General features: G+C 65.5%; 11 protein-coding genes. 5 read left to right on the top strand and 6 right to left on the bottom strand.

The genetic code is table 11. The features are described from left to right. Positions 1–30 precede the first annotated feature (30 nt). From HX613_RS11220 to HX613_RS11230, 3 genes are all read left to right on the top strand, one after another. Positions 31–1326 carry a beta-ketoacyl-[acyl-carrier-protein] synthase family protein gene (locus tag HX613_RS11220; protein ID WP_235345556.1) on the top strand — a complete coding sequence of 432 codons (1296 nt, stop codon included), beginning with the start codon at positions 31–33 and terminating at the stop codon, positions 1324–1326. Between the two features lie 77 nt (positions 1327–1403). Then, the gene (locus tag HX613_RS11225; protein WP_235345557.1) at positions 1404–2609 is read left to right on the top strand and encodes an acyl-CoA dehydrogenase family protein; all 1206 of its coding nucleotides are present in this window, start codon (positions 1404–1406) and stop codon (positions 2607–2609) included. Positions 2610–2800: 191 nt separating this feature from the next. Continuing rightward, the gene (locus tag HX613_RS11230) at positions 2801–4414 is read left to right on the top strand and encodes an amidohydrolase (RefSeq protein WP_235345398.1); all 1614 of its coding nucleotides are present in this window, start codon (positions 2801–2803) and stop codon (positions 4412–4414) included. 39 nt (positions 4415–4453) lie between these two features. Here HX613_RS11230 and HX613_RS11235 read toward each other — a convergent pair whose 3' ends face one another. Both HX613_RS11235 and HX613_RS11240 read right to left on the bottom strand, forming a co-directional pair. Further along, positions 4454–5956 (bottom strand): sodium:solute symporter family protein, encoded by a 1503-nt coding sequence (locus tag HX613_RS11235; RefSeq protein WP_235345399.1) that lies wholly within the window; start codon positions 5954–5956, stop codon positions 4454–4456. Then, entirely contained in the window at positions 5953–6255 is a 303-nt protein-coding gene (locus HX613_RS11240) for a DUF3311 domain-containing protein (protein WP_235345400.1), read from the bottom strand. Before HX613_RS11240 ends, HX613_RS11235 begins: the two co-directional genes overlap by 4 nt. Positions 6256–6593: 338 nt before the next feature. On the opposite strand from HX613_RS11240, the gene HX613_RS11245 reads away from it, so the two are divergent. Beyond that, positions 6594–8228 (top strand): ABC-F family ATP-binding cassette domain-containing protein, encoded by a 1635-nt coding sequence (locus tag HX613_RS11245; protein ID WP_235345401.1) that lies wholly within the window; start codon positions 6594–6596, stop codon positions 8226–8228. Between the two features lie 103 nt (positions 8229–8331). Here HX613_RS11245 and HX613_RS11250 read toward each other — a convergent pair whose 3' ends face one another. The 4 genes from HX613_RS11250 to HX613_RS11265 form a co-directional block, all read right to left on the bottom strand. Beyond that, positions 8332–9870, bottom strand: coding sequence for a dihydrolipoamide acetyltransferase family protein (locus HX613_RS11250; protein WP_235345402.1), 1539 nt, complete (start codon positions 9868–9870; stop codon positions 8332–8334). Beyond that, positions 9870–10889 (bottom strand): alpha-ketoacid dehydrogenase subunit beta, encoded by a 1020-nt coding sequence (locus HX613_RS11255; protein ID WP_235345403.1) that lies wholly within the window; start codon positions 10887–10889, stop codon positions 9870–9872. Before HX613_RS11255 ends, HX613_RS11250 begins: the two co-directional genes overlap by 1 nt. Further along, positions 10886–11998, bottom strand: a complete 1113-nt coding sequence (gene pdhA, locus HX613_RS11260; protein WP_235345404.1) for a pyruvate dehydrogenase (acetyl-transferring) E1 component subunit alpha — start codon at positions 11996–11998, stop codon at positions 10886–10888. Before pdhA ends, HX613_RS11255 begins: the two co-directional genes overlap by 4 nt. Before the next feature lie 133 nt (positions 11999–12131). Next, positions 12132–12707, bottom strand: a complete 576-nt coding sequence (locus tag HX613_RS11265) for a YqeB family protein (protein WP_235345405.1) — start codon at positions 12705–12707, stop codon at positions 12132–12134. Positions 12708–12886: 179 nt separating this feature from the next. Between HX613_RS11265 and HX613_RS11270 the strand changes: the two genes are divergently transcribed. After that, positions 12887–13537 carry a TetR/AcrR family transcriptional regulator gene (locus HX613_RS11270; protein WP_235345406.1) on the top strand — a complete coding sequence of 217 codons (651 nt, stop codon included), beginning with the start codon at positions 12887–12889 and terminating at the stop codon, positions 13535–13537. Positions 13538–13556: the final 19 nt, after the last annotated feature.

Below are 13556 nucleotides of genomic sequence, written 5' to 3' on the forward strand. Positions count from 1 at the left end.
ACCGAAGGCAGCCGCGTCGTCATCACCGGAATGGGCGCGATCACGCCGAGTGGCAACGACGTCGACGCACTGTGGGATTCCGTGGTCACCGGCCGCAGCGCGATCGATCGACTCGAGGGGGAGCAGTTCGCGGATCTGGCCGTGCGCATCGGCGGCCAGGTGACAGGCTTCGACGCCGAGGCGGTCCTGCCCCGCTCTCTCGCCCGCCGACTCAGCCCGGTCCAGCACTGGGCCATCGCCGCCGCAGACCAGGCCCTGATGCAGGCCGGGATCGCACGCCCGGACACAGGGGCGAAAACGGATGCAGGAGCGCAGGCCGAAGACGCTGAGGGCCTCCCTTGGGACCGATCCCGCGCAGCCGTCATCGCTGCCACCGGCTCCGGCCCCGTCGATGCCATGCAGAACGCCACACGCTCACTGCTCGACGGGGGCCCCCGCTCGGTTCCCCTGACATTGGCGATCCACGGTGCACCCGACTCGGCCGCGGCGCTGCTGAGCCAGCGCTACGATTTCCGCGGGCCCGGGCAGGGAGTCTCGGCCACCTGCGCCAGCGGGGCCATCGCCCTCGGCGAAGCAATGCGGCGCATCCGTCACGGATACGCCGATGCGGTGCTCGTCGTCGGAATGGAGGACTGCCTCAACGCGGTCAACCTGGCCTCGAACGCGAACATGCGGGCGCTCGCCGCCGGCTTCGAGGACGATCCCACATCCGCCAGCCGACCCTTCGACAGTGCGCGATCCGGGTTCGTGATGAGCCAAGGGGCCGGTGCGATGCTCCTCGAGTCCGAGGCCGGAGCCGCCGTCCGCGGGGCCACCGTGCTCGCCGAGCTGGCAGGATTCGGAGCCGCCAGCGACGCCCACCACCCGACGAACCCGCATCCCGATGGCCGAGGTGCCGCCTCGGCGATGAGTGAGGCCCTGGCCGACGCCGGGCTGGGCCCGGAGGGCATCGACCACATCAACGCCCACGCCACCGGCACCCCCGCCGGCGATGCGGCGGAGCTCAAGGCATTCGACGCCGCACTCGGTGCCACCGCCCGCTCGATTCCGATCAGCGCCACGAAGTCGTCCACGGGCCACCTCCTCGGTGCTTCGGGGGTCGTCGAAGCCATGATCGCCATCCGGACGATGACGGAGCAGACGCTGCCCCCGACTCTCAACCTCGAGACCTGCGAATTCGACGGATGGAACATCGTTTCAGGTCAAGCACGCAACATCGGCCGTGACGGCTCCGACGATGCGCCGATCGACACAGTCCTGTCGACCTCGTTCGGATTCGGCGGGCACAACGGTGCGATTATTCTGCGTCGGCCCCGCACCGACTGACATTCTGCGGTGGTAAGCCGCTGGCCCCGCGAGCAGATGGACCTGTGAGCAACCGATCCCGTGAGCTAGGAGACATGATGACTGACCGTGAGACCCGCCTCGGCGAACTGGCCGAGAAATACCTTCCCGCCGAGGTGCTCGAACGTTTCCGCGAACGTGCGGGCGTCTACGACCGCGAGAACCGCTTCTTCGACGACGACCTCGAGGAGCTCAAGTCTCTGGGCTACCTCACCCTGTTCGTGCCGGACGCCTACGGAGGTCCGGGGCTGAGCCTGCACGAGGTTTCGCGTCTGCAGCAGCGCCTGGCCTCGGCGGCTCCGGCCACGGCATTGGCGATCAATATGCACCTCATGTGCACCGGTGTCGTCAAGGCACTCAACGACCGCGGCGATGCCTCATTGAACTGGGTCTTCGAAGAGACGATGGCCGGAGAGATCTTCGCCTTCGGCATCTCCGAACCCTCCAACGACTGGGTCATGCAGGGGTCGAACACGGTGGCCGAACCGACCTCCGACGGCGGCTACCTGCTCACCGGCGTGAAGATCTTCACCTCGCTCTCACCCGTGTGGACGCGCCTCATCGTCCACGGGGCGATCGCCTCCGATGAGGAGGGAATCGCCGGCCCCGATGCAGACCAGCCAGCCGAGGGTCAGTTGGTCTACGGTTTCATCGAACGCGGCGCCGAGGGCATCACGGTCTCCGACCACTGGGACGTCATGGGCATGCGAGCCTCCCAGTCACGGGCGACGATCCTCGACCAGGTGCCCATGCGCCCCGAACGGGTCTCGCGCACCATCCCGGCAGGCAAGCACCCCGACCCGCTGACCTTCGCGATCACCAGCAACTTCCAGCTGCTCATCGCCTCCGTCTATGCCGGCGTGGCCGCCCGCGCGCTCGAACTCGGCGCCGCGGGACTGAAGAAGCGCAAGTCCGCGAAGTCCGGGACCACCTTCGCCGAGGTGCCCGAGACTCGCGCTCGCCTTGCCGACGCGCATCTTGACTACCTCGCCGTCCCCGCCATGCTCGACGCCTACACCAGGGACTTCGACGCACTGGTCGACCACGGGTCCGGTTGGCCGCTGCGACTGGTGGGAGCCCGGATCAAGGCCTCCGATGCGGCCAGGAACGCGGCTGAGACGGCTCTCATGTGTTCCGGTGGCAGCGGCTTCGACAATAACCACGAAATCTCGCGCCTCTACCGGGATGCGACCGCCGGTCTGTTCCATCCGCCGAGCGCCGACGCCGCCCGCCCCATGTACGCGGCAGCCCTCCTCGACGAGTGAAGGGTAGCCATCGGCCTCTCGTTCGATACGGGCCATTCGTTCAACGTTGAGTCAGGTTTTCGATGTTGCCTCGCGGTGAAAACCTGACTCAACGTTGAACGAGAGTCTCAGGCTCCGAGTCGGCCGGGCGGGCCACGGCCGGACGTGGCACCATGGCCGCAACTATACGAGCTGCAAGGACGGAGCTTCCGATGGAGGAGAGAACACCGACGATCGTGCGCGCGAACTCGATCGTGTCGCAGGCGAGGTCCCCGGCGGGCCCGGAACCTGAGGCGTTCGCGCTCACCGGTGAGACCATCAGCGCGACCGGAACGCTGACTGAACTGCGGGAGCGATTCCCCAGCGCCGAGGTGCTCGACTTCGGTGACTCGACCATCATCCCCGGCCTCAACGACGCCCACATCCACCTGGCTCTGACGGCGGGTGACGCACTCCACCTCGACCTGTCCCATGAAGCGGTGGGAGACGTTCCCACCCTCTTGGGCACGATCGCCACTGAGGTGGGGGCAACCTCGGCGGGGGTGTGGGTCAAGGGCAGCCGCTACGACGATGAGAAGACCGGGGTCGTCCTCCGCGACGAACTCGACCGGATCGCGCCAGAAACCCCGGTACTGGTCAACCACGTCGCCGGGCACTGGGGAGTGGTCAACTCGGCTGGTCTGAGGTGGCTGGGCATCGAGGAGTCCTCAACCGACCCGGACGGCGGTCGCTATGACCGCTACTCTGACGGTCGGCTCAACGGGAAGCTCATCGAACGGGCGTTGATGAACGTCCTCATGCCGGCCACTGCCCGAGGGGACCGTTTCATTCCCGGGGACACGGTCGAGGACCTGCAGCTCGGTGCCGCACGGACGATCGCGAAGTGGAATGCCGCGGGCCTGACCTCGATCTGCGACGCACTCATCAGCCCCCAGGACATCGGGATCTTCTCAGCATTGCGCGCCGACGATGCACTCGGCCTGCGCATCGGCATGCTTCTGTCCATCGACCACTATGACAAGGCCGCCGACCTGGGCGTGGGCAGCGGATTCGGCGACTACAGACTCAAGCTCGTCGGCGTCAAAGCCTTCCTCGATGGGGCGATCGGTGGGCGGACCTGCCTGCTCTCCGAACCGTTCACCGACCCGAACTATCAGGGCGTGCAGACCACCTCGACGACGGAGCTGCGGGCCAATGTCGAACGCGTCCATTCCGACGGCAACCGGATCGGCGTCCACGCCAACGGCGACGCCGCGATCCGCCTCGTCCTCGATGCCTTCGAAGACGTTGCTGCCCGGATCCCGCGCCCTGGCCTGCGGCACCGGATCGAACACTGCAGCCTCATCGACGACAACATCCTGAAGCGGATGAACCGCCTCGGCGCCATTGCTGTCCCTTTCGCCGGATATCCGGGCTATCACGGTGGGGCGCTGAACTCCTGGTACGGCGAGGAGAGGATGGAGAGGATGTTCGCTCACCGCTCGTTCCTCGACGCCGGGGTCACGGTTGCAGGATCATCGGACTATCCGTGCGGGCCCTACCAGCCGCTGTTCGGACTGCAGTCACTGATCACCCGCACCGGTGTCGACGACGGGGTCACCGTCGGCGCCTCGCAGAAGGTCACCGCAGCCGAGGCACTGTCGATCTTCACCCTCGGATCCGCCGAGGCCTCAGGGGAGGAGTCCTACAAGGGCAGACTGGCCCCGGGATACCTCGCCGACTTCACCGTCCTCGGAGACAACCCACTGACCATCGACCCCCACGGAATTGCGGGCATCGACGTGCGCGCGACGTATGTCGGTGGGGATGAGGTGTACGCAGGCTGAGGTTTCCGTCGACCTGCGCGCCGGCGCCGCTGTTCTGCCTCAGGCGTTCACCTTCGCCCGCTCCGCGGTCGGAACCCAGCGTGGGTCCGGCTTGGCGAGGGTGACGATGACGACGATGATGAGGTTGGCCGCGATTGCCCACAGGCCGCCGTTGATGCCCAACAGCGGATCGTGGCCCGTATAGTGCAGGGCCACCATGGTCACCGAGCCGACGATGAGGCCGGCGGCAGCGGCCTGTTTGCTCATCCGCGGCCAGTAGAGGGCGAGCAGTGCGGCGGGAACAACCTGCGCGAGACCTTCGTAGCTGAGCACGGAGAGCTCGACGAGGGCGTCAGGCATGAGCAGGCTCATCACCAGCGCAATCACACCGACGATGAGGCACACCCACTGGGACAGCGTCTTCTGCCGCAGGCCCCGAGCGGCCAGCTGTTCCTTCGTCATCGACGCGGAGTTCTTCGGCCCGGACAGCCCTCCGCCGAGGACCGTGCGACCCCACATAGAGCCGATCGAGAGCATGTACACGCTCATCGGCACGATGGCTGACAGTGCACCGGCGACACCGATGACGGCGACGAGCGGGGCCGGCAGTGAGTCGATGACCACGGAGAACAATGCCAGGTCCGCATCCTTGAGCGCGGGAATGACGAAGAGCGCGGCCACGCCGACCATCATCGGCACGAGGAGCAGCAGCTGATACCAGGGCAGGATGATGGAATTGCGGCGCAGAGTGTTCGCCGAGGTGCCGGATAGGTATCCGGCGATCGACGTGGGGAAGACGGTGATCGTGATTCCGTTGAGGATGATCGTCGAGATGAACCAGGCGCTTCCATACGTTCCTTCGCCGGCACCGGGGAATGTCAGCCATTGGGACTTCTCACTCACGAGTCGGTCGAGCAGTTCGCCCAACCCGTCGAAGTAGTGCAGCGGCACGTAGATGGCGAGGAAGGCGACGGCGAGGATGACGAGGCCGTCCTTGAGGGCGCTGACCCACGCGGATCCGCGCAGACCGGAGAAGAGGATGAACGCCTCGGCGACGATGAAGGAGATGATGGCGGCGACCTTGAGGTCGATCGCCCCGTAGCTCATGGCGTTGACGACGGCACCCATGCCCTGGATCTGCAGCTGGATGTAGGGAACGATGAACACGGTCGCGAGCACGGCGACGAGGATCGCCAGGCCCCGCGAGCGGAAGCGGTGTTCGACGATGTCGGAGAGGCTGACGAGCTTGTGCCTGGCCGCATAGGTCCAGAACAGCGGGCCGACGAGGTAGGCGACGACGAGTCCCACGCTGAGGTAACCGATGAGGTAGAGGATCGGCACACCATAGGAATACGACCAGCCGGCTGTGCCGAGGAACGAGAAGCTCGTATAGGTCTCGCCCGCCATGAGCAGGAGGATGAAGATGAACCCGAGGCCACGGCCGGAGACCGACCATTCGTCGAGCGACTTCTCACGCCCGCGCCCCGACCAGACGCCGATGCCGATGGTCGCGAGCATGGCAATGCCGAAGATGATGCAGGCGATGATTGCTGAGGTGCTCATTTCTCGGCCTCCTCGATCGGGTAATCCTCGCCGAAGGCGACATCCGCCGGGACGTATTCGGCCTTGTCACCGCGGTAGTAGTGATCACCGCGGGCAGCCATCCACACGAAGAACCAGGTGAGGATCGTGACGCCGATCGTGTAGGTGAGGATGAACGGCATCCCGAAGATGCGTGGCTCGATCGAATTCGCGACGAAGGGCGTCAGGACGTAGCCCACGACGGGAACGATGAGGAGCAGCAATGAGTACCGCCGCCGAGGTGGCCTCGACGACGCTGACGATGCGTGGGCCCGTGACATGTTCTTCCTCTTCTCCGTTGAATGATGTTCCGCGCGGACAGCGCCTGTGGACGGACCGAGCCAGGTTAGTGGGGCGAGCTGTCGACGGCGAAGGTCGTTCCGAAGTGTGGAATCCGCCGGCCGTCGCGGCAAGGTGTGATGCTTGATACTTCGACGTGACCGGCACCGATGTGCTTGGTAGAATGGGCGATATGTACCTCGGTATTGCTTCGATGAAGCTGTGGGACCGCCGCTGACGGCGGCGGGATCCTTCTGAAACTCTCGTTCGCCGTCCTGGCTGATATTCGCCGGACGGTCTCTACGTGCTGTCCGGCTCCACGACGAGCTGAGAGAACACAATGCCCATCACTTCATCCCACAGAACCCGATCACTGCCTGCCGGTTCAGCCGCACACATCCGCGGCGAAGACGTCCACATCGCCCTCGGCGGCCGGACTGTCCTCGACGGCGTCGACGTCACGATCTCGGCCGGCTCACGCCTGGCGATCGTCGGTGAGAACGGGCGGGGCAAGACGACCCTGCTCCACATCCTCGCCGGCACGCTCACCCCTGACAGTGGGACCGTCGCTCGCGCCGGGGACCACGCCCTCATCGAACAGGACCTCGACGCCGAGGGCGACAGGAGTGTCGGAGACCTCATCGACGATGCCATCTGCGAAGAACGCGGGATCCTCGATGCACTCGATGCGGCGACAGAGAAGATGGCCCAGGGCGAGGCAGGGGCGGACGAGATCTACGCAGAGGCACTTGATCGCGCGATCCGATTGGATGCCTGGGACGCCGAGAGGCGCATCGACGTCGCACTTGAGGGTCTGCACGCCTGCACGGACCGCGACCGCCGCCTGTCCGAACTGTCCGTCGGGCAACGGTACCGGGTCCGCCTGGCGATGGTGCTCGGTGCGAGCACCGATCTGCTTCTGCTCGACGAGCCGACCAATCACCTCGACGCGGCAGCGCTCGAGTACCTGACCGCGCGGTTGCGCGACCACCCTGGTGGAGTCGCGGTCGTCAGTCACGACCGGGCGCTGCTGCGTGATGTGGCCTCGACCTTCATCGACCTCGATCCCAGCCGTGACGGCTTGCCCCGGACATATGCCGGCGGATACGAAGGATGGCGCGAGGGTCGGCGCAGAGACCGTGAGCGCTGGGAGCAGGACTACGCCGCCGAGGTGGCTGAGCATGCCCGTCTGACACAGGCTGCTGAAGACGCGCGCGGTCGGTTGTCGACCGGTTGGCGCCCACCCAAGGGCACCGGCAAGCATCAGCGTGCGACACGAGCCGACGGGATCGTCCGGGCCTTCAACCGTCGTGTCGAGGACCTCGACGCTCACCCGATCACCGTGCCCGCTCCTCCGATGTCCCTGAAATGGCCGGAATCCCAGACTCGGGCCGGCCGCCCGATCATCGGCGCGGACGATATCGCTGTCTCCGGTCGTTTGTCCGGGCCGGTGTCGGTGACGGTGGGAGGAGGCGACCGACTGGTCCTCGCGGGACCAAACGGTGTCGGAAAGTCGACACTGCTGGGCGTGCTGGACGGCCAAATCGAGCCGAGCACAGGTGCAGTGTCCAGGCATGCGGACGCGCGCATCGTTCTGCTCTCCCAGGAGGTGCCCGACTGGGACTCGGGCGCCCAGGCCCATCGCGTGTTCAGCGAACACCTCACCAGGGGCGGTCGAAGCCATGATGACGCACCATCTCTGTCGAGTCTCGGACTGCTCGGTGCAGCAGCCGCCGGTGCACCGGTCGGCCGACTCTCCCAAGGTCAACAGCGGCGACTGCAGCTGGCGATGTGCCTGGCCGAGAAGCCCGATCTCCTATTGCTCGACGAACCGACGAACCATCTCTCGTCAGCCCTCGTCGACGAACTCACCGAGGCGATGGGAACCACAGCCTCGGCGATCGTCGTCGCCACCCACGATCGGCAGATGCTCAGCGACCTCGAGTCCTGGCCGCGCCTGGAGTTGAGCACCTGAGGGGACGGCGCGCTGAGGCGAGCGGTTGTCGCGGACTGATGCGACTCCGCTAATGGGGTTGCATCAGCCCGTCACAGCGTCACAGCGTCACACTGCCACAGCCTCACAGCTCCGGAAGCAGCGAGATCGGGTTTTCGATGCAGTCGGCGACAAAGGTGAGGAACTGGCTCGGTTCGGCACCGTCGCAGGCGCGGTGGTCGAAGACGAATGACAGGAACATGACCTTGCGAACCGTGAGCTCGCCGTCGACGACCCAGGGGCGGTCTTTGATCCGTCCCAGGCCGAGCATCGCGACCTCAGGCAGGTTGATGATCGGCGCAGAGCCGTCGACTCCGAACACACCGTAGTTGTTGAGCGTGAACGTGCCGCCAGTCAGCTCGGCCGTGTTGAATTTGCCGGTCGACGCCTTGCCGACAGTCTCGGACACCGAATCGCGCAGCTTCCGCAGGCTCATCTGATCGGCGCGGTGGACGACGGGAACCATGAGGCCCCGCGGTGTCTGCGCGGCCAGGCCCAGGTTGATGTCCCCGTGGGTCACAATCTCGTTGGCTTCGGTGTCGATCGAGGAGTTGATGATCGGGAACTTCTTCAGCCCGGCGACGACGAATCTGGACACGAGTGAAAGCAGGGAGTACTTCTCTCCGGTGCGGGCCTCGAGGGCGCGTTTCGTATTGAGCAGTTCGGTGGCGTCGACGTCGAGCCAGATAGTGGCCTCGGGAATCTCCTGCCGCGATTTCGACAGTCGTTCGGACACGACCTTGCGCAGTCCCGTGATAGGGGTCCGGGTATCGCGGCTGGTCGATTCTTCCCCCGCCGAGGTGGTGGTGCTGTCCCGGTCGGCACTGGTCAGGGTCACGTTGTTCGGGACCGAGGCAGTCGTTCCGGTCGTGGGTGCTGGTTCCGGCGAGGTCTTCGTGCCCGACTCGATGGCTTTGAGCACATCTGCCCTGGTGACGATGCCGCCAGGCCCGGTGCCCCGGAGATGTTTGGCACTGAGTCCATTGTCCTTCGCAAGCTTGCGAACGATGGGAGAGGAGACCGGAGAGGCCGGCGCCTCGACTGGGGGTTCGGCAGCAGCGTTGACTGCGGACTCGGAATCGGAGGCCGGGGGAGTGACCGCCGACGGTGGTGTCGTCGGGCCCGGTGAGGGCTGCTTCGCACCGAAGGACCGCTGCTTCGTCGACCGTGCTTTGGGCTCGGACGTTCCGTAGCCGATGAGGTTCGCACCGCCGCTGTTTGTCTCTGCCGCCGAAACTGATGTCTCGCTCGAGACAGGGCCGGCACCGGAATCCACGTCCGCACTCGGCCCGGCACCGGAGTCCGTGTTCGCACTCGAACCAGCACCCACCTCGGCGACGGAGAGCAGGGCCTGACCTGCGGACACGGTGTCACCGGCGTTCGCATGCAGCGCTTCGATCCGACCGGCGAACGGAGACGGCAGCTCGACGACGGACTTGGCGGACTCGACCTCGACGACCATCTGGTCGACGTGGACCTCATCGCCGACATTGACCAGCCAGCTGATGAGCTCGGCCTCGGTCAGTCCCTCGCCCAGGTCGGGGAGGATGAAATTGCGGGCGTTCGTCGTGCGTGCGGAATTCCCAGTGCCGGCGGCACCGGACACACTCGTCTCGGCACTCATCACAGCTCCCAATCCCAGGATTCGAGAGCATCGAGAATGCGTTCGGCGGTCGGCAAGAAGTACTCCTCGAGCTTCGGGGACGGGTAGGGCACATCGAACCCGGTGATCCGCAGGATCGGGGCCGACAGATGGGTGAAGTTGGCTTCGGTGACTCGGGCGGCCACCTCGGCGCCGTAGCCGCCGAACTGGGCGGCCTCATGGATGATCGCGGCACGAGACGTCTTGCGCACCGATGCCGACACGGTCTCATCGTCGAAGGGCGAGAGCGACCGCAGGTCGATGACCTCGATCGACAGTCCGTGCTCGGCGCCTTCCTCGGCCGCGGCCAGGGCGGTGCGCACGGTGGGCCCGTAGGCCAGAAGAGTTACGTCCGACCCAACACGTACAACCTGGGCTCGATCCATCGGTGCGGTCTGCACCGGCAAGCTCAGCTCGTCCTTCATCCAGTACCGCGACTTCGGCTCCATGAAGATCACCGGATCCTCGGAGGCGATGGATTCGCGCAGCAGGGAATAGGCATCGGCCGGATTCGAAGGGGTGACCACTGTCAGGCCCGGGGTCGAACACCAGTAGGCCTCGGACGAGTCCGAGTGGTGCTCGACGCCGCCGATATCGCCCGCATAGGGAATCCGGATCGTCAACGGCAGGCTGACCTTGCCCTTCGTGCGGTTGCGCATCTTCGCCACGTGGGACACGATCTGCTCGAACGCAGGGTAGGCGTAGGCATCGAACTGCATCTCGACGACCGGGCGCATCCCGGCCATCGCCATGCCGATCGCTGTGCCGACGATCCCCGACTCCGCAAGCGGAGAATCCCAGACCCGTTCGGGACCGAATTCCTTCCGCAGGCCCTCGGTGACACGGAATACCCCGCCGAGGCGACCGACGTCCTCACCGAAGACCAGGACGTTCTCGTCGTCGCTCAGGCTGTCGCGCAGAGCCTGGTTGAGCGCCTTCGTCATCGTCACCGAGACCGGCGTCGGAACGTCTTCTGCCGTGGTGGCAGTGGTGACGGTCATGGCTGTGCCGCCGTTGCCAGCTCGGACTCGAGCTTCTCCTGCTGTGTGGCAAGGTTCGCGCGCGGGGTCGCATAGACGTAGGCGAAGAGTTCGCTCGGATCGACCTCGGCATCGGTATTCATGGCGTCACGGACGGAGGTGGCAAGTTCTTCGGCGCTCGCCGTGATCTCTGCGGCGGTCGCGTCATCGAGGACCCCGGCTGTGCGCAGGTGCTTCTCGAGGCGGTCGATGGGATCGAACTGCTTCCAGTGCTCGACCTCCTCGGCGTCACGGTACTTCGTCGGATCGTCGGAGTTCGTGTGCGATTCCATCCGGTAGGTCAGGCACTCGATGAGGGTCGGGCCCTCGCCGTTGCGGGCGCGTTCGAGAGCTGCTGTGACGGCGGCGAACACGGCGGCGATGTCGTTGCCGTCGACCCGGATGCCGGGCATTCCGTATCCGGCGGCGCGGTCGGCGAGCATGGTCGCATTCGACTGTTCACGCAGCGGAGTCGAGATCGCATACTGGTTGTTCGCCAGCACGAAGACGGTCGGGGTCTGCCATACCGAGGCGAAGTTGAAAGCCTCATGGGTGTCACCCTCACTGCTGGCGCCGTCGCCGAGGAAGGTCAGGGTGCAGGCGTCTTCGCCCTTGAGCTTCGCGGCCATGGCGTAGCCGGTCGCGTGCAGCGTCTGCGTTGCCAGCGGTGTTGCCGCGGGTGAGGTGTGATACTCGTTCGGATCGAATCCGCAGTGCCAGTCACCGCGGAAGGCGGAGAGGATCTCGGTCACGGGAACCCCGCGGGTCAGCAGCGAAGCAGAGTCGCGGTAGGTGGGGAACAGCCAATCGCCCGGTGCCAGAGCAGTGGTGGCACCGACCTCGATGGCTTCCTGGCCGGCGGCGGACGGGTAGGTCGCGAGTCGCCCCTGCCTGGTCAGGTGGGTGACCTGAGCCTCGAATCGTCGGACCTGCATCATCTTCTGGTAGAGACCCAGGAGGGTGCGATCGCTCGGGATCGTCAGCCCATCAGTGGGAACATCGGTGGGCTGACCGTCTGCACCGATGAAGCTGACTGGCTGCAGCGGGGGCAATGAACGGTGAGAGCGGGAGGTGGGAACGTCGATGGTCATGACCCCATGGTGGCGTGAGCCGAGTCACCGATCCAGGGTCTGCGAGCAGGCCCGGACGCGGCGTGCGATTGTGTCGCGAAGAGTGGACGAAATGCTCAGTTGCCGCGTGGGCAGAGGGACGTTTGGCCCGGACTCAGATCTCGCCCCACCGGTAGCCGCGTGAGATGAACGCCTCGGCGACCTTGTCCTTCTTCCCTTCGACGTCGCCCTTGTACGCCTGGTGTCCCCCTTCAGTGAGGATGGTCAGCTTGCCGTCGTCGAAATAGGCGGTCGAGAACGAGACCCGGGTGATCCGCAATGGGTGATCATCGGCTCTGCCGACGACGATCTCGTCATCGGCGACGGACAGGGGAGTGGTCGAGACGCTGATGACGACAGTGGCGATCGCGCCGAGGACAGCGCCGATGATCGGTCGGGCGATGACGACCCAAGCCTGATCGAACCTACTCAGCTTCTCGATGACGTCTCCGAACGGGATCGGGAACCTCGCCGCGAAGGCCCCCACTGCCGGGAGGAAGAAGCCGAGGGCAACGCCGATGCCGACACAGACGACGCCGATGACGAGGATGTCGGCCCGACTCAGCGCGAACACCTCGGCGGACTTGTGCGCTGCGGAACTGCTGTTCCTGGTATTCCCTGCGGAGCCGCCATTCGAGGTCGGATCCCTGTGTGTCTCTGTGTGGTCGGTGCCGTGATCGCGCTCTGCCATGGTCCTACTCCGAGCTTTGCTCCAGCGCTCCTTGATGTCGTCGGGTTGAGAGGTGCTGGTGATGTCGAATTCCTATGTGGGATAAAATTGTACCAAAGTGGAACAGGAATGTACCACTATGAATTTGATCGGGCATGATGGGTTGCAGTCGAGGCCAGCCGAAGGGATGAGGGGTGCTGATGAGTTCAGAGGGCAGGGGAATGCGCCGCCTGGGGAAAGATGCCCTGGTCGCAGAGGCGATGTCGGTGCTGGCCGCGAACTCTCAGGCGTCGATGAACGAGATTGCGAATGAGATCGGCGTCGGGCGGACGACGCTCTACCGGCACTTCGGTGACCGCGAGACCCTGATCGCCGAGGTGGCGCGGCAGGGTGCGCGCCAGTTCATTGATGCCTTCGTGAGCGCTCGCCCTCACGTCGGTCCCGGCCTCGAAGCCGTGGAGCGCGTATGTGCACAGCTGTTCACCATCCCCGATGTCCTCACCCTCATGTTTGCCGACAACCCGATCATCACCGACGACTCCTTCGCCGAGGCTGCACCTGAGCGTCAGGCCGAGGCGGACGGCGAGCCGAGCGCCGATGCTGCGGGCTCCGGCGCGTCGACGCCGGGTGAGGGGGACCCCCTGGAGGCGGTGATCGGCAGGGGCCAGGCCGATGGGTCCATCGCCCCTGATCTGCCGGTCGAATGGGCCGCGATGTATGTCTTCCTGACCATCGGCTCGGGGCACCTGTTCGATGTGAGTTCTCGTTCTGGACGTCGTGACCCAGGAAATCGCGCAGTGGCTCTTGACCTGACGATCCGGGCTGTCAGGAAAACGCTGAGCGCAACGTAGGGCCACCTCGGCGACGGAC

It is taken from the genome of Brevibacterium sp. UCMA 11754 (genome assembly GCF_021532275.1).
GTDB lineage: Bacteria > Actinomycetota > Actinomycetes > Actinomycetales > Brevibacteriaceae > Brevibacterium.